The sequence below is a fragment of the Streptomyces sp. NPDC052036 genome (genome assembly GCF_040680495.1).
Lineage (GTDB): Bacteria > Actinomycetota > Actinomycetes > Streptomycetales > Streptomycetaceae > Streptomyces.
This window is the reverse complement of sequence record NZ_JBFAWW010000049.1, coordinates 33,994-59,011: the sequence shown is the minus strand read 5'-3', so window position 1 is coordinate 59,011 and position 25,018 is coordinate 33,994. Positions and strand designations below refer to the sequence as shown.

Below are 25,018 nucleotides of genomic sequence, written 5' to 3'. Positions count from 1 at the left end.
GCGGTCAGGCCCCCACCCTCCGGATACCGCATCCCACCGGCATACCGCAGGGATCATGAACCGTCACCACCCCCGACGACAACCCGAAAACCTCAGTAACAACCCATATATCACCACAGGTCCGCTTGGATGCAGTCGGCAATGAACAAGTTGCGGTAATTGGCGCGGTCGACGACGGTCTGTGCGGCCGAGCGCCTGGTTCCGTGGCTCTGGTGGCCGACGACGGGTCCGTGCTCGTCGAGCACGGGTCAGCACCAGCAGCATGCTCAAAGGACGGCGCAGACGTCGCCGATCGCCTTGTCCAGAATCGTCAAGCCGAGCGACAACTCGTCTTCGGTGGCGGTCAGCGGCGGCGCTATCCGCAGGACTCCGCCCATGCCGGGGAGCTGGAGGATGTTCATGTGCAGACCGAGTTCGAGGCAGCGCCGGGTGACCCGCGCGCCCAGCTCGTTCGAGATCCGCTTCGTCTCGCGGTCGATGACGAGTTCGAGTCCGGCCAGCAGGCCGCGGCCGCGGATGTCGCCGACGATTGCGTGGCGCCTGGCGATGTCCGCCAGGCCGTTGCGGAGGAACGCGCCGAGCAACCGCGCGCGCTCGTCGAGCTGGTCGCCGATCAGGACGTCGAGGACGGTGTTGCCGACCGCGGCCACCAGAGGGTCGGCGACGTGGGTGGTGAAGAACAGGAACCCACGCTCGTGCGCCTCCTGCTCAATCTCGGCGCTGGTGACCACAGCCGCGAGGGGGAGTCCGGCACCGAGCGTCTTGGACAGCGTGAGGATGTCCGGGACGACGCCGTCGCGCTCGAACGCGTACCAGGTCCCGGTGCGGCACAGGCCGGTCTGGGCCTCGTCAAGGATCAACAGCATGCCGCGTTCCCGGCATTTTGCCTGCAGGGCCGCGAAATATCCGGTCGGCGGTTCGATGATTCCGCCTGAGCTGAGAATCGGTTCGACGAGACACGCGGCCAGGCTGCCGGTCGACTGAGCGTCGATCAGATCGAAGGCGAAGTCCAGCTGGCGGCGCCAGTCCAGCGAGCCGTCGGCCGTGGTGAAGTCCGGCCGGTACGCATTCGGCACGGGGATGGCGAAGTTGCCGGGCGCGGTCGGGCCGTAACCCTTGCGCCCCGCGCTGTAGGTGGCGGACGCGGCGGCCTGCGTCATGCCGTGCCACGACCGCGCGAACGAGACGATCTCGTGCCTGCCGGTGACGAGCTTGGCCATCCGGATCGCTGCTTCGTTCGACTCGGCGCCGGTCGTCAGCAGCAGCACCTTCTCCAGCGGCGCGGGCAACGTGTCGGCAAGGCGTCGGGCGAGGTCGACCACCGGGCGGCTGAGCATGCCGCTGAAGAGGTGGTCGAGGGTCGCGACCTGCCGCTGGACGGTCGCGACGATCGCCGCGTGCGAGTGGCCGAGGATCGCGCTCATCTGGCCGGAGGTGAAGTCGAGGATCTTCCGACCGTCCGCGGTGAACAGGAAACTCCCGGCGGCGCGGTCGATGATCTCGCGGGTGAACTCGCCGCCGTAGCGGACGAGGTGCCTCTCGGCATCGGCCCAGAAGGCTTCGGTAGACGACGGGGCGGTAGTCGAAGCAGCCATATCGCCGACGGTAAGCCGTACTCGAGCGACACGTCCATCTCACAATCCCGGATGTCCTGATCGGCAAAACCGCACAATAATGAGGGCGTGATGAACCCTTGGAGGTTGCGGCTGCTGAGCCAGCTGGACACGCTGGGCACCGTCCGGGCGGTCGCCCAGGCCGCCAACCTGAGCCCGTCAAGCGTGTCTCAGCAGCTCGCCGTGCTCGAGGCCGAGACGCGCACGCACCTGCTGGAACGAACCGGCCGCCGGGTGCGGCTGACCCCGGCCGGGCTGATCCTCGCGCGGCGGGCGCGGGCGATCCTCGATCACATGGACGGCGTCGAGGCGGAGCTGCGCGGGTTCGGCGAAGAACCTGCCGGGCTGGTTCGGCTGGGGGCGTTCCAGAGCGCGATCCACACCATGGCCGTGCCGACGGTGAGCCGTCTGGCGCGCGAATATCCCCACCTCGACGTCGAGCTGTTGCAGCTGGAGCCGCACGAGAGTCTGCCCGCGCTGCGGGGTGGCGAGGCGGACGTCATCATCACGACCACCGACTTCGACGAGCTGCCGTTGGGACCGGACCTCGACCTCGTGCCGCTGGCCACGGACTCGATCTTGCTGGTGGTCCCGTCCGACCATCCCGCGGCCGGACGCGGCGCCGTGGACCTCGCGGCCTGCGCGGACGAGCCGTGGGCGTTCGACATGCCACAGTCGTACATGGCGAATCTCGTGCTACGACTGTGCCGTCAATCGAGGTTCGAGCCACGGGTGGTGTGCCGGTTCAGCAACTACATGATGACCCTGCAGCACGTTGAGGCCGGGCTGTCGATCGCGCTGCTGCCCGGCCTGGCGGTCGACCGCCGCTATCGCGTCGCCACCAGGGAACTCAACCCCCCTGTGACGCGCACCGTCACGGCAGCGACCCGCCGCGGCGTACCACTGCGCGCGGCGGTACGCGTTGTGCTTGACACGCTGCGTCACAATCGTGCCCTTGGTGCTCAATAGCTCGACGAACGGCTGGGCGGCTTCGATGACTTTGAAGCGCCCGGCGACTCTGCTGCGCAATTTCGCCGCGGGGAGTGGTGTGATGACGAGGTGATCATTTGCGTGGTCGCTTTCCTGTCGTGCGACTGCAGGGGAGATGACGCGGATGTCGTTGCAGCCGAAGGGGCTGCCGGAGGTCCCGGAGCAGACCGTGGCGGTGGCCCGGGCGGCTTTCCCCAAGGGGAGCTTGCCGATGCGGGTGCGGGACCGCCTGGCGGAGGTCTTCGCCGATGAGCCGTTCACCGGCGCTTTCGGGGTCCGTGACGCTCCGGGGATGGCACCGCGGTGCTGTCGCTGGTCACGGTTTTGCAGTTCGCCGAGAACCTGACTGACCGGCAGGCTGCCGCGATGGCCGTCCGGGCGATCGATTGGAAGTACGCGATCGGGGCGGAGCTGACGGATACCGGCTTCGATCCCAGCGTGCTGGCCCGCTTCCGCGCCCGGTTGGCCGAGCATGGCCTGGAGCGGGTGGTCCTCGACCGGCTGGTCGGCCACTGTCCCGGCGCCGGGCTGGTCGGCGCCGACGGTAAACAGCGTACCGATGCCACCCACGTCATCTCCGCGCTGCGGGGCCTGAACCGTCTGGAGCTGGCTGGAAAGAGCGTACGCGCGGCACTGGAGCCCCTCGCGGTGGCCGCCCCGGGGCTGGCCGACCGGATCGACGTCGCGGAGTTCGCCCACCGCTATGGACCGAGGGTGAACGGCTGGACCTTGCCGTCGTCCAAAACCAAGAGGGACCGGCTGGCGCAGGTGTTCGCGCAGGACGGCTATGCGATCGTGCGGGCCGCCTACGATGCAGCCGCTCCGATGTGGATCCGCGATGTCAAGGCCGTGCAGATCCTGCGGCAGGTGCTGGTGCAGACCTACTACGTGCGTACCGGTACCCGGGGGCGGGAGGTGATCGTGAAGCGGGCCGACGACGACGAGGGCCCCGCCTGGCAGACGCTGTCTGGCCTCCCCGTACGACACAGACGCACGCTGGGCGGCCAAGGGCGGGGACCTGGTCTGGTGCGGATACAAGATCCACCTCACCGAGAGCTGCGATACCCCCGCCGAAGCCGAAGCCGAAGCCGAAGCCGAAGCCGAAGCCGAAGCCGAAGCCGAAGCCGAAGCCGAAGCCGAAGCCGAAGCCGACCGGTGGGCCGGCCCGCGGCCGAATCTGATCACCGACGTGCACACCACCGACGCCACCGTGTCGGATGTGAAGGCCATGGCCGGTATCCAGCGGCGGCTTGCCGGACGCGACCTCGCTCCGGGCGAGCACTACCTCGACTCCGGCTACCCCTCGGCCGACCCGGTCACCGCCGCCACGAAGAACGGCATCGCCATGGTCACTCCGCTGCTGGCCGACCACTCCCCGCAGGCCAGGGCCGCCGCGGGGTTCGCCAAGAGCGCCTTGCGTATCGACTGGGCGACCCGGACCGTCCGCTGCCCCGAAGAACACGCCGGCCCCGGCTGGCACCCCGTCACCCAGCACGGACGCGACGCCATCGTCATCGAGTTCGCCAAGGCCGACTGCGGCAGCTGCCCCGTCAAGGACCAGTGCACCAACGCCGCCCGCGGCAATCGCATGCTCACCCTGCGACCCAAAGAGATCCACGAGGCCACCGCCAAGGCCCGCACCGAGCAGGACACCCCGGCCTGGCGGACCAAGTACACCCTGCGCGCCGGCATCGAGGGCACCGTCAACCAGGCCCTGGACGTCACCGGCCTGCGCCGGGCCCGCTACCGGGGGCTGCCCAAGGTCCGCCTCCAGCACGCCTTCTCCGCGGCCGCGGTCACCGTGGTGCAACTGGACGCCCACTGGAGCGACCAGCCCTTGCGCCGGGTCCGCACCAGCCGCCTCGAACGCCTTGCCTACCGGCTCACCGCGTAGACCCATCAATTGCGCAGCAGAGTTGCCACCGACCGCAAAGCCATCACAGAACTCATCGCCGCAGGCGTGACGCACATCGTGCTGAGCCTACGGAGCCCCTACCCCCGACAGGTCGCGCGATGGCTCGCCGACGAGATCATCACGCCCGTACGCAGCGCAACAGCAGAATTCCGCTGGCGGGACCGTCCGCCACACCGGGAAGACGACATCGTCCAGCTCTCCTTCGTGCTGCGCAAACTCCGCCCTCACCCACGCTGGTTCCAAGCCTGAAACACACTGTCCGGCTTGGGTTCCATCAGCGTCGGCCTCTCCCTCGGCGTCATCCTCGCCACCCTGTCCTTCGCCGCCGCCGCACGTACCCGCAGACTCTTCGCGCCGCACGACAAGTGCAAGGCCCACTACGACCTGGTTCACGTTCAGGCTCCTCATCGAAGGACGGCAAGGCTGTGCTCGACGAGCCCGTTCGCGAACTCCCCGGCCGTTCCGACCTTCTGAACGCGTTGGCCCCCGGCGTACCCGAGAGCCCCATGAGCAGGCGTAGCACGAAGGCTACGTTGAGCCGACGGCTCATCCCGGAAGGAGGCGTGTCACCATGGCGTCGATCAGGGCGTCGAGCCGGTGTGTCGTGAGGAGTTCCGGGACGGTCAGGTCATCGACGATCAACCCCAGCATGGCCAGGTACAGCAGGACCACCCCGGTGCGATCGCCGGGCAGTCCGTCCCCCACGTGGAACTCGATGTTGGCGTCGAGCTCGGCGGTGAAGAAACTCGCCAGCTCCGCATGGAGTTCGGGCCGCCGGGTGGCTTCCAGGCGCAGTTCGAGCATGGCCAGATGGCTGCTGCGTTCGCGGCGCATGCGCTCGACGCGTTGCAGCATCAGGGTTCTGACCGGTTCGTGTGACGGTTTGGCGTTCGTGGTGTCGGCCAACTCGGACGGATCGGGAGTCAGGCGCTCGCGAGTGCGTCCCATGACCTGGGCCAGCAGGTCGGCGCGGTTGGCGAAGTAGTTGGACGCTGTCCCGGTGGGGACGGCCGCCTCCTTGTCGACGGCGCGCAGCGTCAGACCCCGGGAGCCCTCGCGAGCGAGGACTTCGATGGCGGCGTCGAGCAAGGCGGTACGGCGGGCCGGGTTCTGACGCATCGACAGCTCCTCAGACGATTCCCACTGACATCACTGCAAGTGCAGTACTACGTTCAACGCGGACGATCCCGACAACGCGGCGAGGTGCCGTGCCTGGAGGCACCGCCCAGCCGCCAGGCTGGGGGAGTCGCGGGCCAGACGGGACTTTCGAAACACGCCCTAGTGGGATGTATCCCGCTCAGTACTTACGGCGCCGGGCGTCCTGCGCCTCGCGCGCCCGCCCGCACTGGTTCAGCCCGCCTCGTTCAGGGAGAGCAGTGGCCGGCGGTGGGTCACAGGGTCAGCATCTGGAGGGGTCCGGTGTGCGTGATCTCCGTGATCCGTTCCGGGGTCAGCCCGGACTCCTGGAACCGTCTCCGGCTCCACTCCAGCCATGGCTCGATGTCCATCTGGGAGGTCTGGCCGAGGTCGGAGCTGTAGACGACCCTTGGGAGGAGAGACAGTACGTCGGCGAAGTCGGACCGGTCCTGGTATTCGAGGAGGCGGGTGAGCGCGGTCTGCTCGGTCCAGACCTGCTCGGCAGCGGCCACCTCTGTGAGGTCCCTGCAGGTCAGGCCGGTCATCGGGTTGGCGGGCTGATTGAGCATCAGTCGGGGCAGGTCGAGTCGTACCGCCTCGTCGACCAGCAGCCGCACCTCCTGGCCGTCGGCGTGGCCGGTGGAGATCACCACCGGCAAGTCCCTTGCCGCACGGAGGAGTTCGCGTACGTCCCGGCGCAGCACGCCGTCGGAGCCGGTGACGGTCAGCGGGCGCTGGCCGTCGGCGAGCAGCGGGTGGGAGGGGGTGCGGGCCAGGCGGCTGCGGTGGGAGCGGCCGGTGACCGTGGGCAGGTGGACGATCAGCCGCAGGCCGCTGTCGTCCCCGTGCTGGATGACGGCCTGCTCCACGGCGCGTAGGTCGAAGCCGCCGGCCATGTCGTTGAGGACGATCGAGCCGGACACCGGCAGGCCCTGCCGACGGGCCTCCCATGCCTGGGCCGCGGTCGAGCCCAGGTGGTTCTTGAGGACGACCCAGCCGCCGTGGGTGACGTAGATCGCTCCCGCGGTGGTCGCGGTGTGGCGGCGCACATACGCGTCCGGGCCGACGTGGTAGTGGACATCGATGAAGCGGGCGTCCTGCGGGGAGGGAGCGGTAGGCCGTTCGGCGGCCGGGGCGGACGCCGGTCCGGTGGCCCGCCCGGAGCCAATCGCCCTTGCAGGATCAGCGTTCGTCACCATTGCCCCTGTCCTCCCACGGACGGGCATATCCGAAGCGTGCCCGGGACTCGTCGAGGCGGTTGCCGTTGAGGGCGGATTCGCGGATGCGGGACTCGGTGCGTTCCACGGCCTCGGCGCGGCGGACGACCTCCTCGACGAGGTCGGCCGGGATGCGCAGCGCGCCATTGTCGTCGGCGACGATCCAGTCGCCCGGGGCGACGCGCGTGCCGGCGATGTCGACCTCGACGCCGGTGCGGTCCAGCACCACCCGGTTCTTGCCGCTGACCATCGTCACGTCGGTGCTGAACAGGGGATAGCCGGCAGTGCGGCTCTCGTTCACATCGCGTACCGAGCCGTGTACGACGGTGCCGGAGATGCCGCGGTGCAGGGCGACGGAGCTGAGCAGGGAGCCCCAGTTGGTGCAGGTGTGGCTGCCGCCGTTGTCCACGACGACGACCGAGCCGGCCGGTACGTCGTCGATGTAGTTGGCGGCGTTGTGGAACGTGGTGTCGTCGTCGACGGCGCGGTAGCGGACGGTGAAGGCGGGTCCGCAGGCGACGGTGCCGGGAGTGCGGGCGTTGATGCCGGGGAGCACGCAGGGCGGGGTGCGCAGGCTGTCCATGGCGTCGGAGAGGGCGGCGGTGTCCAGGCGGGACAGGCGCTCGCGCAGCGCCTCGGCTGCCTCGGGGGCGGCGGCGGTGGTCATGCGGGTTCCTCCGTGCGGGTGTGGTGGCGGCCGGTGAGGTGCCGGGCGACGGACCAGGCTGCGAACTGGGTGAAGCACGTGGTTACTTCGGGGCCGCGGTTGGGGACGGTCAGGCGGTAGGTGCGCTCGTCGGTCTTGTCGCGAACTGTGCAGGTCAGGGCTACCGTGCCGGTGTAGGTGGTGCGGTCCCCGGTCTGCCAGGTCCCGGACACGGTGGCGTGGAGCGTGGCCGTGCCGTCGGTGATGTCGCGTTCGCGTGCCAGCTCGGTGGCGAAGACGTCGCCGGTGAGCCGGTCGTCAAGGTCCAGGACGAGGCCGTGCTGGTCGAGCAGTGTCGCCAGTTCCTGGACGGCGGTGCGGTCCCGGCCGGTGACGATGTGGTCCGCGAGTGCGGTGTCCAGGCGCTTGGCCAGTTCGTCGGCGGCCTCGGGCGGGCAGCCGAGCCGGATGTCGACGTACGGGTAGTGCCAGCGGTAGGCGGGTCTGACCGGCGCACCGCTGTCCGCCACGAGTTGGTCGACCAGGGCTGCCGCGTCCGCCTCGATGATGCCGAGGGTGCGGCGGAAGACGGTGGTCACCTCGGGCCGCTTCGGCAGGTGCGGCAGGCCGTCGCGCAGGACCATCTCCAGCATCGGCAGGCATTCCCGCGGCGGGCCGGGGAGCATGATCACCGTGCTGCCCTGGGCCTCGGTGCGGCAGCCCCAGGCGGTGCCGTGGGGGTTCGGCAGCAGGTCGGCGCCCTCGGCGAACAGCGCCTGGCGGCGGTTGTCGTCGTGGATGGCGACGCCGAAGCGGGTGAGGCGTTCCACGACCCCTTGCCACGCCTCCTCCCAGTGCTCCAGCGGGCGGCCGAGGGCGCGGGCCACGGCGCTGCGGGTCACGTCGTCGGAGGTGGGTCCGAGTCCGCCCATCACCACGACGACGTCGTCGCGGCCGATGCAGGCGCGCACGGCGTCGGCGATGGTGGCCTCGTCGTCGCCGATGGTGTGGCGGACGCGCACCGGGATGCCCCGTTCGCCGAGCATCCGGGAGGCGTTGCCGGCGTTGGAGTCCTCGAGGTCGCCGCGGAGCAGTTCGTCGCCGATGGTGATGACGGCGGCCGTGGGGGTGTGCGGGACCTCGCGGCAGGCGTCGATGACTGCTTGCGCGGCTTCGCCGGTGGTGGCGGTGCCGCCCAGGTCGTAGGTGACCCGGTCGCGTCGGCGGGTGACGTGGCGTACGGCGTCCTGGATGCTGCCCGCCTCGTCCGCGAAGCCGAGGTGTTCCAGCATCAGGCCGATGGTGAGGAACGCCGCGGCGGGGTTGGCGCGCCCGCGCCCGGCCATCGAGGGGGCGCTGCCGTGCACCGGCTCGAAGTAGTTGCCGTGCTCGCCGATGTTGGCGCTGGGGGCCAGGCCGAGGCCGCCCATCACGCCGCCGCCGAGGTCGGAGAGGATGTCGCCGAACATGTTCTCGGCGACGATCACGCCGAACTGCTCCGGGCGGCGCGCCATCCACAGGGCGACGGCGTCGACGTTCAGGACCTCGAAGGGGATCTCCGGGTAGTCGGCGGCGATCGCCTCCAACCGACCCAGGACGTACGCGCTGCTCTGCCGCAGGACGTTCGGCTTGTCGGCGAGGGTGACTCGCCCGTAGCCGTGGTCGCGGGCGGTGTCGAAGGCGAAGCGCAGGATGCGGTCCAGACCGTGCGCGGTCTGCAGCCGGATGCTCGCGGTGGAGCCGGGACGGCCGCTGCGGCAGGCGTTGGGGTGGTCGGCGACCAGCGGCCACATCCCGTCCGGTACGTGGTCCCAGTCCAGGCCGGCGTAGAGGCCCTCGGTGTTCTCCCGGACCACGCAGAAGCGGTACGGAGTGCCGCCGCCGAGGTAGTTCTCCACCGGGCGCAGGTTGGCGAACAGGTCCAGGCGCTGGCGGAGTTGGATGATGGGTGAGACGTACTGGGGGGCCTGTCCGCGTAGTTCGGGTGCCAGCTCCGCCAGCGCTTCCCGGCGTGGCTTGGTGGTGGTGGCGCCGAGCAGCACGGCGTCGCTGCGGCCGATCAGGTCCCAGGTACGGTCCGGGACCGGAGTACCCTCAGTGCGCCAGCACTCCCAGCCGATGTCACCGAATTCCAGGTCGACAGGCAGGCCGAGGGCCTCGATCACCGGCAGCGCGGCGTCGAGTACCTCCGGCCCGATTCCGTCGCCGGGGAGGACTGCGACGGTCTTGAGGTTCATTGCTCTTCAGCTCCCAGGAAGCGGGCGATGGCGTCTCGGGTGAGGGACGGTCGGTCGACGTGCGGGCGCATTCCGGCCTGCGGGATGCCCACGATGCGGTGCTGCGGGCCGGGGCCGGTGGCCAGGTGCCGGCGCCGGACGAGCAGCGACTGCTCGCCGTAGAGGTGCAGCAGCGGTCCGGGGAAGTCCCGTACGGGCCCGCTCGCGTCGGCGTCGCGCAGCAGCCGCAGACCGGCGGAGAGCCGCCGTCCCGCCGCCTCCTCGTCGGCAGCGGGCGGCTGGACGGTCGGCGGCTGGGTGCTCCGCCGCGCCCCGGGGCCCCGTACGACGTCTTCGAGGAGGTGCAGCGCGGCGGGCAGGCCCTGGTCGCCGACGGCGGCGGCGATGCGCTCCAGCTCGGCGTTCAGCTCCTCGTCGGCAACGGTGGGGCCGGACAGCAACAGCACCTTTGCCCGGTGGGTCCACTCGTAGGCGAGGAGGGCCTGGACGACGGCGCCGCCCAGCGCGTTGCCAGCCAGTACGTCGGGGGTGTCGTCGCGGCTTCCCAGGTGGTCCGCCCAGCGGCCGACGAGCGCCTTGAGGTCGTCGCCCGGGCGCAGCAGCGACAGGGTGTCGTAGACGGTGATCCGGTGCCCGGACGCGAGCAGCGGCTCGGCGACCTGCCGGAAGCACGCGCCGTGGTCCCAGCGGGGCATGACGGGGGCGAGGACGGCCGCGTGGCGCGGTGCGCCGGTGTCGCCCAGAGCGGCGAGGGCCGGGTCCGGCGCGCAGGTGCGCGCCGGACCCTGGGGACGCGAGGTCACCGGGCGGCCGCCGCGGTCAGCTCGCGGGCCGCCGAGAAGGCGTCGCCGATCCGGTCCACGGGGAGCTTGGCGCGCTCCTCGACGGACAGGTCGAAGTGCCCGAGGACCAGGTCGGGCAGCGGCAGGGACGGCTTGGCCTCCGCGAGCTCGGACTCCATGCGGTGCGCGAGGCTGAGGATCCGGCCGAGGTCGTGGCCGTCGGCCGCGGTGTGCCGGCCGAGGTAGGCCAGCCACTGCTCGGTGACCAGGTTGCCCGGGCCCTTGCCCATGCCCAGGACGGAGGAGTCGATCCAGGTGGCGCCCGTGTCCACGGCCGCGATCGCGTTGGCCAGCGCCAGGCCGAGGTTGTTGTGGGCGTGCAGGCCGACCGCCGCGTCCGTCACCGACCGGACCAGGGTGACCAGTTGGGCCACCTCGCTCGGCAGCATGCTGCCGTTGGAGTCGGCCAGGTAGACCACGTCGGCGCCGGCGTCGCCGGACATCGCGGCGAGTTCGACGAGGCGGCGCCGGTCCAGCTGGCTGACCCGGGTGATGTTGACGGTCGTGGTGAAGCCGAGCCCGGCGGCCTGGGTGAGCAGGGCGAGCCCGGGCTCGGGCGCCCCGGAGGGCAGGCAGAACCGTACGAGGCGGACGCCGGCCTCGTACATGCGGGGGAGGTCGTCCTCGGTGATGTTCTTCGGGTGCAGGATCACGCAGATGCGGTCGGGGGAGATGACCTCGGCGACCGCGCGTATGTAGTCGTCGGCGCCGACGCCGGTGCGGCCGATGCCGGGCTTGGGCTTGAACGAGCCGTTGCGGTAGGCGATCTCGACCCACTCCATGCCCGCCGCGACGCTCTCCCGGGCGTGGTGCAGTGCGTACTCAAGGGGGAAGCCGAAGTTGTTGCGGTAACCCCCGTCACGCAGCGTCACGTCAAGGTTGACGATCATTTCCCCTCCATGTATGACAGACACAGTTGACGGGGTGAGAGCAGAGCGCGAGATCCGCCATTATGCGGCGAAGTGATTGCGACTTAAAGTGCTTTTAACCGGCGGGAATTCTTCTTCGGCATCCCGCACCACCCCGTTGACGACTCCCCGGTTCGGCAGTCCATGCCCTCGGGCCCGACGTGCATATCGGCCCGGCGAAACCGGAAGATCATTGCTTCAAAACTATCGCACGACACCCGCACGGCCCGCAAAAACCTGCAAGGGGAAGGTAAAAAATCGGTCATGTCCGATGGCTTTGATTCTCTTCGTCAACCATCCGGCGAACCTCCGTACTTGCTGCAGTAAGCAGCTCGAGACGGCCCGGGTCGGCATTCTCCCGAAGGGCTAGAAACATGCGCATGGTGATGGGATCCCCATTCAGCGGGAGCAGCACGACGCGGCGGGAGGAGACCATGGGGGCCGCCGTCGGGTACATCAGCGTCCAGCAGGCGGCACCCGCGCCGATCTCGGCGAGCGTGTCCTGGAGCCCGGTGGAGGGCGGGCCGAGGACCGGCTCGAAGCCGGCCTTCCGGCAGGCGGCGACGACAGCGTCGAAGAGCACCGGGTTCTCGGTGCGGGCGGCGATGCGCAACGGCAGCTCCGCCAGGTCGGCCAGGTCCAGCCGGTCGCGCCCGGCCAGCGGGTGCGCGGCGGGCAGCGCGACCACCAGAGGGTCGTGCCAGAGGGTGAGAAGCCGCAGGCCGGGGGCGCTTTCGACACCGCGGACGAAGGCCGCGTCCAACCGCCCGGCACGCACCCCCTCCAGGCGGGCGTGGGCGTCCAGGGTCTGGAACTCGAAGCGGGTGCCGTCGCCGCGGCCGGGCAGCGCGTCCAGGAAGTCGTCGAGGCGCTCACCCAGGGCGGAGCTGATGCCGACCCGGAACGTGGCCTCGCTCCGCGTGGCGAGGCGCTCGGCCTTGGCCGCGAAGGAGTCCATGGCCCGCAGCAGTTCGCGCGCCTCGGGCAGCAGGGCCTGGCCGACGGGGGTGAGGGTGACGGTGCGGCCGGAGCGGTCGAAGAGCTGCGTGCGCAGTTCACGCTCCAGGCGGCGCACCTGCTGGCTGACCGCGGGCTGGCCTATGTGCAGCCGCCCGGCCGCCCTGCCGAAATGCAACTCCTCCGCGACGGCGACGAAGTACTGAATCTGACGCAGTTCCACGGAATCCCCCTGTCTCTCCAGGCGACTCCATTCGTTGAATTTGAAATCTTTCAATCTCTGGGATCGCCGCAGGGGAATCTAAGCACACCGAGAAGCGACACCCGCCACCGGGCGGGGTCGCTATCCCGATTCGTGCATTCCTATCTACTCGGCCGCGGTTCCTTGCAATTCCCTGGACCGGTTCCCCGCGCCACGGGTATCGTCGCCCGCCTCGCGCGCACCGGCAGCCTGGCGGGCCGCCAGCGAAAGGAACAGAGCGAAGGCGCAGATCCCCACCACCGCAGCAGCCACGACGAACCAGCCGAGCGCGAACAGATCACCCGACGGCAGCCGGCTGGAGAGGAAGATACCCAGCGAGGCGGCGAGCAGCTGAAGCGCACCCATCAGGCCGGAGGCCGAGCCAGCGGTCGAGCGGAACGTCGTCACGCCCGCGCTCATCGACAGCGGCAGCAGGAAGCCGTTGCCGAAGGTCATCACCGGCATGAAGACGAGCACCAGCAGACCCCAGGGCGCGCCGGCCCCGCTGAGGCCCAGGCCCAGCATCATCAGCGCCCCGACGAGGAAGAACCCGTGGCCCGTCCAGAGCAGCTGGTTGACGTGCCGCTTGCGGACCAGGGAGCGCGAGGTCAGGTTACCCGCGACGTAGGCGAGCGAGACGGTGATGTAGCAGTAGCTGGTGGTCTCGGTGGCCAGGCCCATCTTCTGGAAGACCAGCGGGGAGGCCGCCAGATAGCCGAAGTAACCCCCGTACGCCACCGCCAGGTTGACGGTGTAGGCCCAGAACAACGGGCGGGTCAGCAGCTTCGGGTAGCCCTGGAGCGTGGCACCCAGATGCTTGCTGCGCCGCTCCGGCGGCAAGCTCTCGGGGATGGAGGTGACCATGACGACCAGCGTCACCAGACCGATCAGGGCGGTGACCACGAACGGGGCGCGCCAGGAGACGTACGTGGTCAGATAGCCGCCGACCAGCGGGGCGACGGACGGGGAGACACCGACGATCGGCATGACCGTGGCGAACATCCGCGCCGCGTCCTTCTCCTCGTACAGGTCGCTGATCACGGCCCGGCCGAGCACCATGCCCGATCCGGCACCCAGCGCCTGGAGCAGCCGGCCGGCGCCGAACACCTCCACCGTGGGCGCCACCGCGCACACCAGGGAGGCGACGATGAACAGGGCGAGCCCGGAGACGATGACGCGCTTACGGCCGTACGCATCCGAGATCGGCCCGTACACGGCCTGCGAGACCGCAATACCGATCATGAACGCGCTGAACGTCCACTGAACCGACGCGACCGGGGTGTCGAAGGCGTGCGCGGTGGCCGGCACGCCGGGCAGGTTGATGTCGGAGGCGAACAGGCCGCCGGCGTTCAGTGAGCACAGCACGGCGAGCAACAGCCCGTACGGCGTGCGTGACGATGCGCTCTTCATTGCACGTGGCAACTTCCTTGGATCGAGGGATTCCGGGCAGCGGACGCAGCAGAGCCCGGCAGTCCCGCCGACGGCGTACAGGCGCTCGATGGGTGCGCCCTGCTCCGTCAGGGAACTGCCGGGATGCGGGGGGCTGGGATGCGGGACCGCCGGTATGCGGGCAGGAGCCGTTTCCGGGCCGAGTACGGGGGATGAATCGACCCGGACACGGCGGCTGAGGGGAGCGGCCGACCGGCGCCAGCCGCGGCTCTGGCGGCCCGCGGGGTCAGCGCCTGGCGGCGCGGGCCGCCAGCGTCTCGCCGGCGATCGACCAGCTGTCCGGGGCGATCTCCTGCACGGTCACCCACACGCTCTCCGGCTTGCTGCCGGTGGCCTTCACATAGGCGTCGGTCAGCTCGCGGACCAGTTCGGCCTTCTGCTCGGCGGTCTTGCCGGGGGTCTGCTGCACGTGGATGAGAGGCATAACGTTCTCCGGGGGTGAGGCTGGACTGGTCGCGCACGATCCCGGGCCACTGGGCCGGGGAGCCGTCCTGGACCAAGTCCAGCACCGGGCCGCAGGCCGTCCAAGACGCAATCCGATCTGGAACCGATCACGAATCGTGATGGGTCGCCGGGGTCGGAGGCCCGGGGCATGCTCGAATCCGCCGCACGGGGGCAGCCGGGCAGGGGCGCTCAGATCCTGCGTACGGCGATGAGTGCCGCCAGAGCCGTCGCGGCGAGGCACGCGACAACACCCTGTCCGGGCGACATGCGCAACAACAGTCCGCGTGCCGTCCGGCGCGTGACGCTCGGTGGATCCCGGTGCCCGACCGCCTTTGGACCCACCGGTGTTCACGGCGAGAACGCGTCAGTCACGCCATGGCCGTTTGCTGGGCGGCCTCCGTCCGGGCGGAAGGCTCGGTGCCGGCCTACCGACCCGCCTGCTCGGCTCGCTTCCGTGCCGCCTGCTCGCGGGTGATCACCTCGGTGGCGGCGCCGACTGCGACGGCGACCGGCCACTCCAGGGCTCCGGAGACGGCCACGCCGCCCAGGAGCCCGTAGCAGGTCATCTTGCGGAGCGAGGGCACCCGCGAGGTGGCCCCACTAGTGAAGCGCTCCGGCACCTCGCTGCTGCGGGCACCAGGCTGCCCGCAGCAGACATCGAAGTGTGAGGCCGTGGCTCCGGCGCTGCACGGTCAGCTGCCCTGCAACCGCGCGAGGTTGATCCGGCCACCCTGCAGCTGCGCGTGGTGCGGGGCGGCAAGCGAGGCGTCGGTGATGTACAGCTCGGTGCCGCGCACGGCGGTGGCGGTGGGGCTGGCCAGCCCGTCGGCCGCAGTGAGCACGGTGACCTTCGTGCCGTTCGGGTAGACCATGTCCACCTTGTTCTGCGTGTTCACCGCGGCGAACACAATGTCGGAGCGGGAGGACAGGAAGTTGAAGTCGTCAATGCCCACCTCACCATCGGTCACCTGGTGGATGCAGCCCGGCTTCCCGGCAGCGGTCACGGGAATCCGCAGCAGGGTGCCCGTGTCGAAGTTCGTGACCCACACCGCCCCGTTGTGGTAGCGCAGCCCGTTCACGCCGAACTTCAGCGAAGCCGTCGGGTCCGGCGCGAGAGCCTGGTCGGTCAGCCACGCCCTGGCTTGGCCCCCTGCGACCGGGACGGCCCAGATCGTGCCCTTGAGGCTGTCGGAGACGTAGAGCGTGTGTCCGGCAGGGTCGATCGCGAGCCCGTTCGGCAGGCCATCCGCGGGCAGGGCCGCGACGCGGCTGGGGTGGCCGCCCGGGGGCAGCTTCCACACTCCTGCGCGCGAGGCGTCCTTGGACCACACGTTGTAGTAGATGGTCCCGTCGCTGCCACGGGTGTTCCCGGTGAAGCCGTCACCGAGGACGCCGGTCACCAGCACAGTCTTGTGCTGCCCGTTGGCGCTCAGCCGGACCAGTTCCGGCCGCTTGCCGGCGTAGCTGCCCAGCATGGAGACAGTGAGCGTGCTGTCCGGGTTGACGGTGATGTTCTCCGGTACCTCCCCGGCGGACCAGTCGAACGGGGCGACGGTCTTGACGGCGGTGACTACCGGCTTGGGGTGTTCCCGCCCCCCGGCGGCCGACGCGTAGGGGGCCGACACGAAGACGGCCGCTGCGGCAGCTACGGCCGCAGCGAGGTTGAGTCTCTTGCTCATGGGCTGGGTTCTTTCTCTTCGCTGTTGTGCTGCGCTGTGCGGTGGCGGATGAAGCGGCCGTGAGCCGGGTCATCGCAGGGGTGAGGCCGGGGTGGGGAACACACGGGTGATGACGGACTTCTCGGGGATCAGCAGGTCGTAGACGACCGGACCGATCTCGTTCTTCCAGCGGTCGTGCTCGTACACGGCCGCGTACAGGGCCTCGCTCTGGGCCTCGTCCTCGAACCGGCGAATCCACGCGTAGCCGTCCTCGTCCTCGGCGTCGACGAAGGAGGCGGTTACGTCCATGCCCAGCGAGGCCTGGAACGGGATGACCACGTCCTCCATGTAGCGCACCCACTCCTCGCGGCGCCCGGGCTGCGCCCGGTAGCGGCGGATCTCGTAGTACACCGTGCTGCTCCTGACTGTTTGCAGGGTTGGTCAGTCGGTCACGGTGAGGACGACCTTGCCGCGGGTGCGGCCGGCCTGGACGTGGGCCTGGGCCGTGCCGGCCTGCTCCAGCGGGAAGGTCTCCTCCACCTCGACGGCGACCTGACCGGCGTCGATCAGGCCTGCGATCGCGGTCAGCGCGGGACCGTCCGGCTCGACCAGGTACGCAGTGAGGCGCACGTCGGCCGCCTCGGCGGCCCGGGTCAGGTCCGGGGAGACACCGGACGGTACGGCGACCAGCAGGCCGCCCGGGCGCAGGACCTTCAGCGAGCGGGTGCTCGTGTTGTCGTGGGCGTCGCCCACCAGGTCGATGACGACGTCGACGTCCTTGACGACGTCCTCGAAGCGCGTGGTGGTGTAGTCGATGGTCTCGTCGGCGCCGAGTTCCTTGAGCCAGGGGTGGCGGGCGGCGCTGGCGGTGGCGATCACGTGGGCGCCCAGGTGCCGGGCGAACTGGACCGCGAAGTGGCCCACTCCGCCGGCGGCGGCCGTGATCAGGACGCGCTGGCCGGCCTGGACGTGGGCGGTGTCGACCACGGTCTGCCAGGCGGTCAGCGCCGCCAGCGGCACGGCGGCCGCGTGCGCGTGGTCAAGGGTGGCCGGCTTGCGGGCCCACTGGCGGGCCGGTGCGGTCACGTACTCGGCGTAGCCGCCGGCGGCGCGCGGGAACCACGGCATGCCGTACACCTCGTCGCCGACCTTCAGGGTGGTGACGCCGAAGCCGACCTTCTCGACGGCACCGGACACGTCCCAGCCGAGGATCAGCGGGAGCGTCTGCAGCCCCGCCATTCCCTGACCCTCGCGGGTCTTCCAGTCCACCGGGTTGATCCCGGCGGCGTGCACCCGCACCAGCACCTCGGTCGGCAGCGGCTCGGGGCGCGCGACCTCCTCGACGGTCAGCACCTCCGCTCCGCCGAACTCGCTGATGGTGACTGCCCGCATGGTGTTCTCGCTCATGGTGTCCTCGCACATGTCTGTCTTGCTCTTCCTTCAGCGGGGACCGCATCCCCGCTTCACAAAGAGTGGCGTGTGCTTACCAAGGCGGGTGAGTGGCCGGAGGGCCACCTGTCGTACCATTCCAGCCATGTCGCATCGTGTCGCTGTTCTCGCCCTCGACGGAGTCCTGCCGCTGGATCTGGGCATCCCGGCCCGGGTGTTCAACGAGGCCCGTAAGCCGGACGGGACTCCTCTCTACTCCGTCGTCACCTTCTCCCTCGGCGGCCGGCCGGTGCGCACGCACGAGGACTACCGGATCGTCGTCGACCACGACGAGTCGGTGCTGGAGAGCGCGGACACCGTCGTCCTCGCCACTCAGGAGCCAGGCGAGGACCTGCTCGCGACCGGCGCGCTTCCCGGGGAACTCGCCGCGGCGCTGGACCGGATCGGGCCGCAAACTCGCATCGTCAGCCTGTGCACCTCGGCCTTCCTGCTCGCGGCGGCCGGTCTGCTGGACGGCGGCCGGGCCACCACACACTGGACGCTGTGCGACGAACTGGCGCGGCTGTTCCCCGACATCGAGGTCGATCCGGACGTGCTGTTCGTCGACAACGGACGCATCCTGACGTCCGCCGGCGGAGCCGCCGGCATCGACCTGTGCCTGCACCTGGTCCGTCTGGACCACGGAGCGGCGGTGGCCTCGGCCGCCGCGCGGCGCTGCGTGGTGGCGCCATGGCGCGAGGGCGGGCAGGCGCAGTTCATCGAGCACCCGGTACCGCAGGACACCGACCGCTCCACCTCGGCGACCCGCCAGTGGGCGCTGGACCGGCTGGCCGAGCCGATCACACTGGAGGACATGGCCCGGCACGCGCACATGAGCGTGCGCACCTTCACCCGGCGCTTCCGCAGCGAGGTGGGCAGCAGCCCACTGAAGTGGCTGGCACAACGACGGCTGGCGCACGCGCGCCTGCTGCTGGAATCCACCGATCTGACCGTCGCACGGATCGCCACCGCCTCCGGCTTCGGCGACCCCGTCGCCCTGCGCAAGCACTTCCACATGCACCTGGGCCTGTCACCACTGGCCTACCGTCGCGCCCACAACGCACCGGAGCCTATGACGGCGTCTGGGCCGGGATGTGAGCGGTCTGCGTGATCAGCGCGTTGCGGACCCGCGGGGCCTTCCATCCGTGTTGGTGATGCCCAGGATGGGGGGTGCTCGTTGGGGTTCGTCGCGGATCGCCCGGGTGGTCTTGGCGATGTTGTCGGCTCCGAGGGTTTTCAGCACGCCGATGGCGAGGTTGCGGAGGGTTGCCATGGCCCGTGGTGCGGTCCCGGCGTGGACGGTGGAGGTGTCCTCGGCGAAGGTGACATCCCTGATGTGGTGCGAGGAGTTCTCCACTCCCCAATGTCCGCGGATCGCGGCGGCCAGGTCGGCGGGGCCGGCTTGGTGGGCGTCGAGGCTGGTGACGGCGTAGACACTCTCACGGGTCTCGCGCCGGCCGGTCTGCTTGCGGCGGCGGTGGACGCGGATGGCCAGGCGGGCGTGGGGAAAGGCGATTCCGCCGAGTTCGTCGGCGATCCCGCAGGTCTTGATCGAGCGGGACTCGCGGCGTCCGTGTCCGGCCCCGGAGGCGGTGTGCTGGACTGCGATGGACTGCCAGGGCAGGGCGGCGAGTTGGGCGTGGGCAGTGGGCTGGTTGGTCTTGATCACGGCGATGTAGTGGGCCTTCTTGGCCTCGACCAGCCAGGAGATGTTCGCCTTGACCGAGTGCAGGGCGTCGAAGGTGACGACTGTGCCGGTCAGATCCAGCGGTGCCAGGAGCGGCCGGAAGTATGTGGTTTCGTTCGTCTTCGCGCCGACTTCCACCTGGGCGAGGGTCACGACGGTGCCGTGAGTGACCGCGGAGAGCAGATGCCTGCGCGTCGCGGTAAGACGGGCTGATCCCTTGAGTGCTTTGCCGTCGACAGCGATCACGCGCGACAGCCCGGACACGGAGGGCGACGGAGCCTGGGCGGGTTCGGTGGCGGCGCGGTACCGGTCGGCCAGGTAGGCGCCGACCGCCCGGTCCAGGGCGTCACCGTCAACAGCCCCCAGCACACGGCCGATCGTGGCCGACGCCGGAGTGCGCCGCCATCCGAGCAGGTGGCGGCGGATCCCGATCACTGTCAGGAGTGCGTTCGAAGCACGCTGACCCCACTCGGCGAGTTCATCGATGCTCCTCGCTCCCGAGACGACCGCGCAGGCGCACACCAGCAGGATCGCCGTGAGTGAGTACCACCGGCCCCGCCGCGCGCGCGGGTCGGGCACCGAGTCGAAGTAGGGGCGCAGGTCGGCGATCCGGACGGGGTCCAGCGGCTCCAGTTTCACCAGCACGGCAGGGATGGGAGAGGATGCAGCGGCAGGCACGGGCCACCTCATGATCATCGGGCTTAGACACCACAATGATCACGAAGCCCGTGCCTGCTCTGCTATGCGCCCCAACCGGTCACAACCCGACCAACCGCACGACCCCGGAACTTGCAACCGCCCTACCGACCTGCGCGTCCCTGACCACCCACGATCCGCAGGACCTCGGAGACCCCGGCCACCACGCCGGTCCTTCAGCACGCCCAGCTCACAAAACGCGGCTCAGGCACCCGTAAATTGACGATCAACACCGTCATCCCGCTCGAACCGAAAGAGCGAGGCTAAGTATGAATCCTGCCATAAATGCTGTTTATCGGATCCCGGTGAATGCTTATTGGACGTGCGGCCGGATAAACGGGAAGCTGATCCCGTGAGCGCTTCCTCGGACTCCGGTCCCATGCGGCGAAGTGATATCGCCACCTCTGATCAATGCGGTGAGAATTCTAGCGAGTGACAGCCTGTGGCTACCCAATTGATGATCCATCAAGTCGCGAACTTCGCCCGAGCGGGTCTGCATCCCTCCCTGCGCCTTTTCGTGGGTACATGGACACCACGAGAAGATTTTTCAGGTACTGCGAAGCCCCCCGGTTCAAGGACATTAAACATGTCCGAAGTCCGCGCAGACGCCGGCCACAGCCTTGGCCTCAAGACGACACGAAACGCATGGAAGGAGCGGGGGAGGACACCATTGGCCAGGTACGCTGGCCGCGTCGGCCGGCCCGGCCCACCCGCGGTTTCCGCCACCCCGGTGAGCAGCGCGCTCAGCCCACAGCCCGTGCTCGAGCTGAAGGAACCCACCTCGGCCCCTTGCCTGTCTGCTGACAGAGCGGCGACATGCCAACTCGCGGCCCAACTGCCGGATGACTGGTGACGCTGCGGGCTGGGCAGTCACCGCACGGTCGTTGATGCTGATCGCGGGTCGGGTGGACTGTGGCAGGACCGGCCCGTCCGTGCTTGGTGAGGTCCGCATGGCGGCGAACGCGATGAGACTTGACCGACGGAACGTGCAACTCCTCGAGTCGCTTGGCACCGTGGCGGCGTGCCGGCAGCCGCAGTCCCACGCCGCGCTGGCAGGCAGTCTGCCTGTTTGCCCCAACCTCCAGGGAGCCGTTTCCGGGATCACATCGCTGACTGCGGGGGACGCGGTCAGTGAGGCAGACGCGGGGTGAGACCGCAAGAAGACAACTACCCCAGCCATGGAATTCCGGTGCACTGTGGACCGACCTCAGGAAGGCCCACTGGCGGCTTGGTGATGGTCGACGCGACGCCAAACCCCCTTCGTCACGGCAGTTTGCTGGAAAACTGCGCGCCGTCCATGTCGCTCGTCGGCACACACGATCCACTAGACCCCTGCAGCAGTGGTCTGCTCTTCCCGCTTCGCGTCTTTCTGTAACGCAGCCTCTTTCTGTACCACCCACCTGTCTCAAGTGGAGAGAAGGTATCACTATGACGGATTCTCGCCGTTCCATCGGCCTACCAGCCCTGTTCATGACCGGGCTCGGTTCGATTATCGGATCCGGCTGGCTCTTCGGAGCGTGGAAAGCAGCGAAGGTGGCTGGTCCAGCCGCCATTGTGGCATGGCTCATCGGTGCCGTGGTCATTTTGCTGATCGCGTCCTCGTACATGGAGCTTGGTGCCATGTTCCCGCAGTCCGGCGGCATGGTGCGATATGCGCAGTATTCTCACGGCTCTCTGGCCGGCTTCATGGGCGGCTGGGCGAACTGGATCGCCATCGTGTCCGTCATCCCCATCGAGGCGCAAGCATCTGCCCAGTACATGGCTTCGTGGAAGTGGCACTGGGCGCACCAGATGTATGACGGACACACCCTACGGCCGACCGGCCTCGCCGTCGCAGCTGTTCTTGTCGTGTTCTTCTTCTTGATCAACTACTGGACGGTCAAGGCGTTTTCGCATGCCAACAGCTTCATTACGGTGTTCAAGTTCGTTATTCCTGCCGTCACTGTGGTGGCCTTGGTCGCTTCCGGGTTCCACGGCGGCAACTTCCACCAGCACGGGGGATTCGCTCCCAACGGCATTTCCGCAGTGCTTACCGCGGTGGCCACTTCCGGCATCGTCTTCGCGTTCAACGGCTTCCAGAGTCCCGTGAACATGGCAGGCGAAGCACGCAACCCCGGTCGTAACGTCCCTCTCGCCGTTATCGGTTCCGTCCTGGTCGCGGCCGTCATCTACATCGGCCTGCAGATCGCTTTCATCGGCGCGGTGCCGGGCCACGATCTGCTGGGTGGCTGGGAAGGGGTGGACTTCAGTTCGCCATTCGCGGACCTTGCCTTGGCCCTGAACCTGAACTGGCTGGCTGTGCTGCTTTACGGAGATGCCTTCGTCTCGCCCTCCGGCACCGGCATGACGTACACCGCCACAACCGCACGCATGATTCAGGGCATGAGCGAGAACGGACACCTTCCCAGGGTCTTCGGGCAGCTCCACCCCCGCTACGGGGTTCCCCGGCCGGCGATGTGGCTGAACCTGGTCGTTTCGTTCGTGTTCCTCTGCGTGTTCCGCGGTTGGGGCACGCTGTCGGCAGTGATCGGGGTAGCGACCGTAATCTCCTATGTGACCGGTCCGGTGTGCGTGGTGGTACTCCGCCGTACCGCCCCTGGTCTGGCCCGGCCTCTCAAGCTCAAGGCCCTTCCTGTGCTGGCCCCGGCTGCGTTTGTGCTCGCCTCCGAGGTGCTGTACTGGTCCCGTTGGCCGCTGACCGGCCAGGTGATCCTGATCATGGTGGTGGGGCTGCCGATCTACCTCTACTACCAGTTCAAGGGCGGATTCGCCGATTTTGGCCGGCATTTCCGCTCCGGAATCTGGCTCCCTGCATACCTGGTGTGGGAGGCACTGCTGTCAGCGACCGGCAGCAGTGAATTCGGTGGCCACGGCCTTGTGCCGTACGGCTGGGACATGGCACTGGTGGCGATCAGCTCCCTCGCCTTCTACTACTGGGGCACGCGTAGCGGCTCCTTCTCCGGGCCCAAGGCCCCGGAGCCCACGGTGGAAGCCGTCGAGAGCGATCTGGCGACCTACTGACCTGTCGCCCAGCGTGCCGGCCGCTACAACGGGCTCTGCTCCGGACTCACTTAAACGGCGTCTCATTTGGCGAGTCTGCGGTAGCAGATAAGGCTGCAGGCGATGGCAGTGAAGGCCAAGAGGTGCTCCACCTTCCACTCGTAGCCGCGATGGAGGCGGCGGCAGCCCGCCAGCCAGGACATGGTGCGTTCGATGGTCCAGCGGTGCCGGCCCAGCTGGGTGGAGGATTCGATGCCTTTGCCGGCGATGCGGTGCCGGATGCCGCGCTTGCGGAGCCATCTGTGCAGGTGGTCGTAGTCATAGCCCTTGTCCGCGTGGAGCTTGGCGGGGCGCCTCGAGAACCTCACGGTCGCCGTGCCGTCGTCGGCCCCCGCCCTGCGGCCGCGTTGGGGAGGGAGGCACCACCCGCTGGAAGAGGTCATACAACTCGTCCGGCACCGAGCGTTCCGCGATCAGCACCACCCCAGACTAGCGACCACGCCAAATGAGACAACGTCTTAGGAGAGCACAACCTGATGACCATCACATACCGTCGTGAACACGATCTCCTCGGGGACCGGGACATTCCCTCTGACGCGTACTGGGGCATCCACACCCTCCGCGCCTCCGAGAACTTCCCCATAACGGGGCAGACGATTGCGTCCTACCCGCACCTGGTCACTGCGCTGGCGGCGGTGAAGGAGGCGTCGGCCCGGGCAAATGAGGAACTCGGACTGATCACCAGAGAGAAGGCCAAGGCGATCGCCGTGGCCTGCCAGGACATCCGTGAGGGCCGACTTCACGATCAGTTCATTGTGGATGTAGTCCAGGGCGGGGCGGGCACCTCCACGAACATGAACGCAAACGAGGTGATCGCCAACCGTGCGCTGGAAATCCTGGGTGGCACGAAGGGGGACTACAAGTCTCTGCATCCGAACGAGGACGTGAACCTCAGCCAGTCCACCAACGATGTATACCCGACGGCCGTCAAAGTAGCCACAATCGTCGCAGCACAGGGACTGAATGACGCAATGTCGGTGCTGCGAGAATCATTTGCCGCCAAGTCTGCGGAGTTCCGCGACGTACTGAAAATGGGACGCACCCAACTACAAGACGCGGTACCCATGACGCTTGGCCAAGAATTCTCCACCTACGCAGTCATGTTGGCAGAGGACCAGAGTCGGCTCGCCGAGTCCGTCCAGCTCCTTCACGAGATCAACCTCGGGGCCACCGCGATCGGTACCGGGCTCAACGCTCCTGCCGGCTACGCCGAAGCAGCACGCCGCCACCTGGCGAGTATCACGGGGCTGCCCCTGGTCACTGCCGTGAACCTCATAGAGGCGACACAGGACTGCGGCGTGTTTGTCCATCTGTCAGGAGTGCTCAAGCGCATCGCGGTCAAGCTTTCCAAGATCTGCAACGACCTGAGACTGCTTTCCTCGGGGCCACGCGCCGGCCTGGGTGAGATCAACCTGCCCCCGATGCAGGCCGGATCAAGCATCATGCCTGGAAAAGTCAACCCGGTCATCCCCGAGGCCGTCAACCAAGTGGCCTTTGAGGTGATAGGAAATGACAGCGCCATCACCATGGCTGCTGAGGCAGGACAACTCCAGCTGAATGCGTTTGAGCCGATCATCTTGCACTCCCTCTCGGAGAGCATCACCCACCTACGGGCTGCCTGCCAGATTTTGGCCGAACGTTGTGTTCGTGGCATCACTGCCAACACGGAGACGTTGCGCAGGACCGTCGAGAACTCCATCGGACTTGCCACTGCACTCAACCCCGACATTGGCTACGGCGCTGCCACCAGCATCGCTCAGGAAGCTCTCGCCACTGGCCGAGGAGTCGCCGAACTGGTGTTGGAGAAGGGGCTGATTCCGGCCGAGCGTCTGGCCCTACTGTTGAGCCCGGAGAAGATTGCTCTACCCCGCGCCTGACTTTCGGCCGACCACC

The 25,018-nt window shown here is 68.6% G+C and carries 23 protein-coding genes and 2 pseudogenes; 8 read left to right on the top strand and 17 right to left on the bottom strand.

Translation table 11 applies throughout. The annotated features are described in order from the left end of the window. Positions 1 to 110: 110 nt before the first annotated feature. Positions 111 to 245, bottom strand: a complete 135-nt coding sequence (locus tag AB0L95_RS37685; protein ID WP_365170383.1) for a hypothetical protein — start codon at positions 243 to 245, stop codon at positions 111 to 113. A 21-nt stretch (positions 246 to 266) separates the two neighbouring features. Further along, entirely contained in the window at positions 267 to 1,595 is a 1,329-nt protein-coding gene (locus AB0L95_RS37680; RefSeq protein WP_365170380.1) for an aspartate aminotransferase family protein, read from the bottom strand. 90 nt (positions 1,596 to 1,685) lie between these two features. Between AB0L95_RS37680 and AB0L95_RS37675 the strand changes: the two genes are divergently transcribed. The 5 genes and pseudogenes from AB0L95_RS37675 (at position 1,686) to AB0L95_RS37655 (ending at position 4,992) form a co-directional block, all read left to right on the top strand. After that, a complete protein-coding gene (locus AB0L95_RS37675; RefSeq protein WP_365170398.1) occupies positions 1,686 to 2,582 on the top strand; it encodes a LysR substrate-binding domain-containing protein in 897 nt (298 codons plus the stop codon). A 387-nt stretch (positions 2,583 to 2,969) separates the two neighbouring features. Beyond that, positions 2,970 to 3,032 (top strand): annotated as a pseudogene (locus AB0L95_RS37670) (hypothetical protein); the annotation flags it as partial. Between the two features lie 760 nt (positions 3,033 to 3,792). Continuing rightward, positions 3,793 to 4,497 carry a transposase gene (locus tag AB0L95_RS37665; protein WP_365170377.1) on the top strand — a complete coding sequence of 235 codons (705 nt, stop codon included), beginning with the start codon at positions 3,793 to 3,795 and terminating at the stop codon, positions 4,495 to 4,497. Positions 4,498 to 4,506: 9 nt separating this feature from the next. Continuing rightward, complete coding sequence (locus AB0L95_RS37660; protein WP_365170374.1) at positions 4,507 to 4,767, top strand: hypothetical protein; 261 nt, start codon at positions 4,507 to 4,509, stop codon at positions 4,765 to 4,767. Positions 4,768 to 4,782: 15 nt separating this feature from the next. Next, positions 4,783 to 4,992: a hypothetical protein gene (locus tag AB0L95_RS37655; RefSeq protein ID WP_365170371.1), complete on the top strand. Its 210-nt coding sequence runs from the start codon at positions 4,783 to 4,785 to the stop codon at positions 4,990 to 4,992. Positions 4,993 to 5,064: 72 nt separating this feature from the next. On the opposite strand, the gene AB0L95_RS37650 is transcribed toward AB0L95_RS37655, so the two are convergent. From AB0L95_RS37650 to AB0L95_RS37590, 13 genes are all read right to left on the bottom strand, one after another. Further along, positions 5,065 to 5,637, bottom strand: coding sequence for a TetR family transcriptional regulator (locus AB0L95_RS37650; RefSeq protein ID WP_365170368.1), 573 nt, complete (start codon positions 5,635 to 5,637; stop codon positions 5,065 to 5,067). A gap of 272 nt (positions 5,638 to 5,909) precedes the next feature. After that, positions 5,910 to 6,854: a DUF6282 family protein gene (locus AB0L95_RS37645; protein ID WP_365170365.1), complete on the bottom strand. Its 945-nt coding sequence runs from the start codon at positions 6,852 to 6,854 to the stop codon at positions 5,910 to 5,912. Then, positions 6,838 to 7,539, bottom strand: coding sequence for an RraA family protein (locus AB0L95_RS37640; protein WP_365170362.1), 702 nt, complete (start codon positions 7,537 to 7,539; stop codon positions 6,838 to 6,840). The genes AB0L95_RS37645 and AB0L95_RS37640 overlap by 17 nt, the downstream gene beginning before the upstream one ends. Continuing rightward, positions 7,536 to 9,755, bottom strand: a complete 2,220-nt coding sequence (locus AB0L95_RS37635) for an isocitrate/isopropylmalate family dehydrogenase (RefSeq protein ID WP_365170359.1) — start codon at positions 9,753 to 9,755, stop codon at positions 7,536 to 7,538. Before AB0L95_RS37635 ends, AB0L95_RS37640 begins: the two co-directional genes overlap by 4 nt. After that, positions 9,752 to 10,558: an alpha/beta hydrolase gene (locus AB0L95_RS37630; RefSeq protein ID WP_365170356.1), complete on the bottom strand. Its 807-nt coding sequence runs from the start codon at positions 10,556 to 10,558 to the stop codon at positions 9,752 to 9,754. The genes AB0L95_RS37635 and AB0L95_RS37630 overlap by 4 nt, the downstream gene beginning before the upstream one ends. Continuing rightward, entirely contained in the window at positions 10,555 to 11,487 is a 933-nt protein-coding gene (locus tag AB0L95_RS37625) for a hypothetical protein (protein WP_365170353.1), read from the bottom strand. The genes AB0L95_RS37630 and AB0L95_RS37625 overlap by 4 nt, the downstream gene beginning before the upstream one ends. Before the next feature lie 280 nt (positions 11,488 to 11,767). Beyond that, positions 11,768 to 12,685, bottom strand: a complete 918-nt coding sequence (locus AB0L95_RS37620; RefSeq protein WP_365170350.1) for a LysR family transcriptional regulator — start codon at positions 12,683 to 12,685, stop codon at positions 11,768 to 11,770. Between the two features lie 144 nt (positions 12,686 to 12,829). After that, complete coding sequence (locus tag AB0L95_RS37615) at positions 12,830 to 14,113, bottom strand: multidrug effflux MFS transporter (RefSeq protein WP_365170347.1); 1,284 nt, start codon at positions 14,111 to 14,113, stop codon at positions 12,830 to 12,832. A 265-nt stretch (positions 14,114 to 14,378) separates the two neighbouring features. Continuing rightward, entirely contained in the window at positions 14,379 to 14,576 is a 198-nt protein-coding gene (locus tag AB0L95_RS37610; protein WP_189898410.1) for a 4-oxalocrotonate tautomerase family protein, read from the bottom strand. Between the two features lie 445 nt (positions 14,577 to 15,021). Then, positions 15,022 to 15,162 carry a hypothetical protein gene (locus AB0L95_RS37605; RefSeq protein ID WP_365170344.1) on the bottom strand — a complete coding sequence of 47 codons (141 nt, stop codon included), beginning with the start codon at positions 15,160 to 15,162 and terminating at the stop codon, positions 15,022 to 15,024. A gap of 126 nt (positions 15,163 to 15,288) precedes the next feature. Continuing rightward, the gene (locus AB0L95_RS37600) at positions 15,289 to 16,275 is read right to left on the bottom strand and encodes a hypothetical protein (RefSeq protein WP_365170341.1); all 987 of its coding nucleotides are present in this window, start codon (positions 16,273 to 16,275) and stop codon (positions 15,289 to 15,291) included. 69 nt (positions 16,276 to 16,344) lie between these two features. After that, on the bottom strand, positions 16,345 to 16,665 hold the full coding sequence (locus tag AB0L95_RS37595; RefSeq protein WP_365170339.1) for an NIPSNAP family protein: 321 nt from the start codon (positions 16,663 to 16,665) through the stop codon (positions 16,345 to 16,347). 30 nt (positions 16,666 to 16,695) lie between these two features. Continuing rightward, on the bottom strand, positions 16,696 to 17,661 hold the full coding sequence (locus tag AB0L95_RS37590; protein ID WP_365170336.1) for an NADP-dependent oxidoreductase: 966 nt from the start codon (positions 17,659 to 17,661) through the stop codon (positions 16,696 to 16,698). 127 nt (positions 17,662 to 17,788) lie between these two features. On the opposite strand from AB0L95_RS37590, the gene AB0L95_RS37585 reads away from it, so the two are divergent. Then, positions 17,789 to 18,793 (top strand): helix-turn-helix domain-containing protein, encoded by a 1,005-nt coding sequence (locus tag AB0L95_RS37585; RefSeq protein ID WP_365170333.1) that lies wholly within the window; start codon positions 17,789 to 17,791, stop codon positions 18,791 to 18,793. On the opposite strand, the gene AB0L95_RS37580 is transcribed toward AB0L95_RS37585, so the two are convergent. Continuing rightward, positions 18,794 to 20,014 carry an ISAs1 family transposase gene (locus AB0L95_RS37580; protein ID WP_365170330.1) on the bottom strand — a complete coding sequence of 407 codons (1,221 nt, stop codon included), beginning with the start codon at positions 20,012 to 20,014 and terminating at the stop codon, positions 18,794 to 18,796. A gap of 1,479 nt (positions 20,015 to 21,493) precedes the next feature. Here AB0L95_RS37580 and AB0L95_RS37575 point away from each other — a divergent pair. Continuing rightward, a complete protein-coding gene (locus AB0L95_RS37575; protein WP_365170328.1) occupies positions 21,494 to 23,086 on the top strand; it encodes an APC family permease in 1,593 nt (530 codons plus the stop codon). 152 nt (positions 23,087 to 23,238) lie between these two features. Here AB0L95_RS37575 and AB0L95_RS37570 read toward each other — a convergent pair. Beyond that, a pseudogene (locus tag AB0L95_RS37570) lies at positions 23,239 to 23,421 on the bottom strand (transposase); the annotation flags it as partial. Positions 23,422 to 23,601: 180 nt separating this feature from the next. Between AB0L95_RS37570 and AB0L95_RS37565 the strand changes: the two are divergent. Continuing rightward, entirely contained in the window at positions 23,602 to 25,002 is a 1,401-nt protein-coding gene (locus AB0L95_RS37565) for an aspartate ammonia-lyase (RefSeq protein ID WP_365170325.1), read from the top strand. Positions 25,003 to 25,018: the final 16 nt, after the last annotated feature.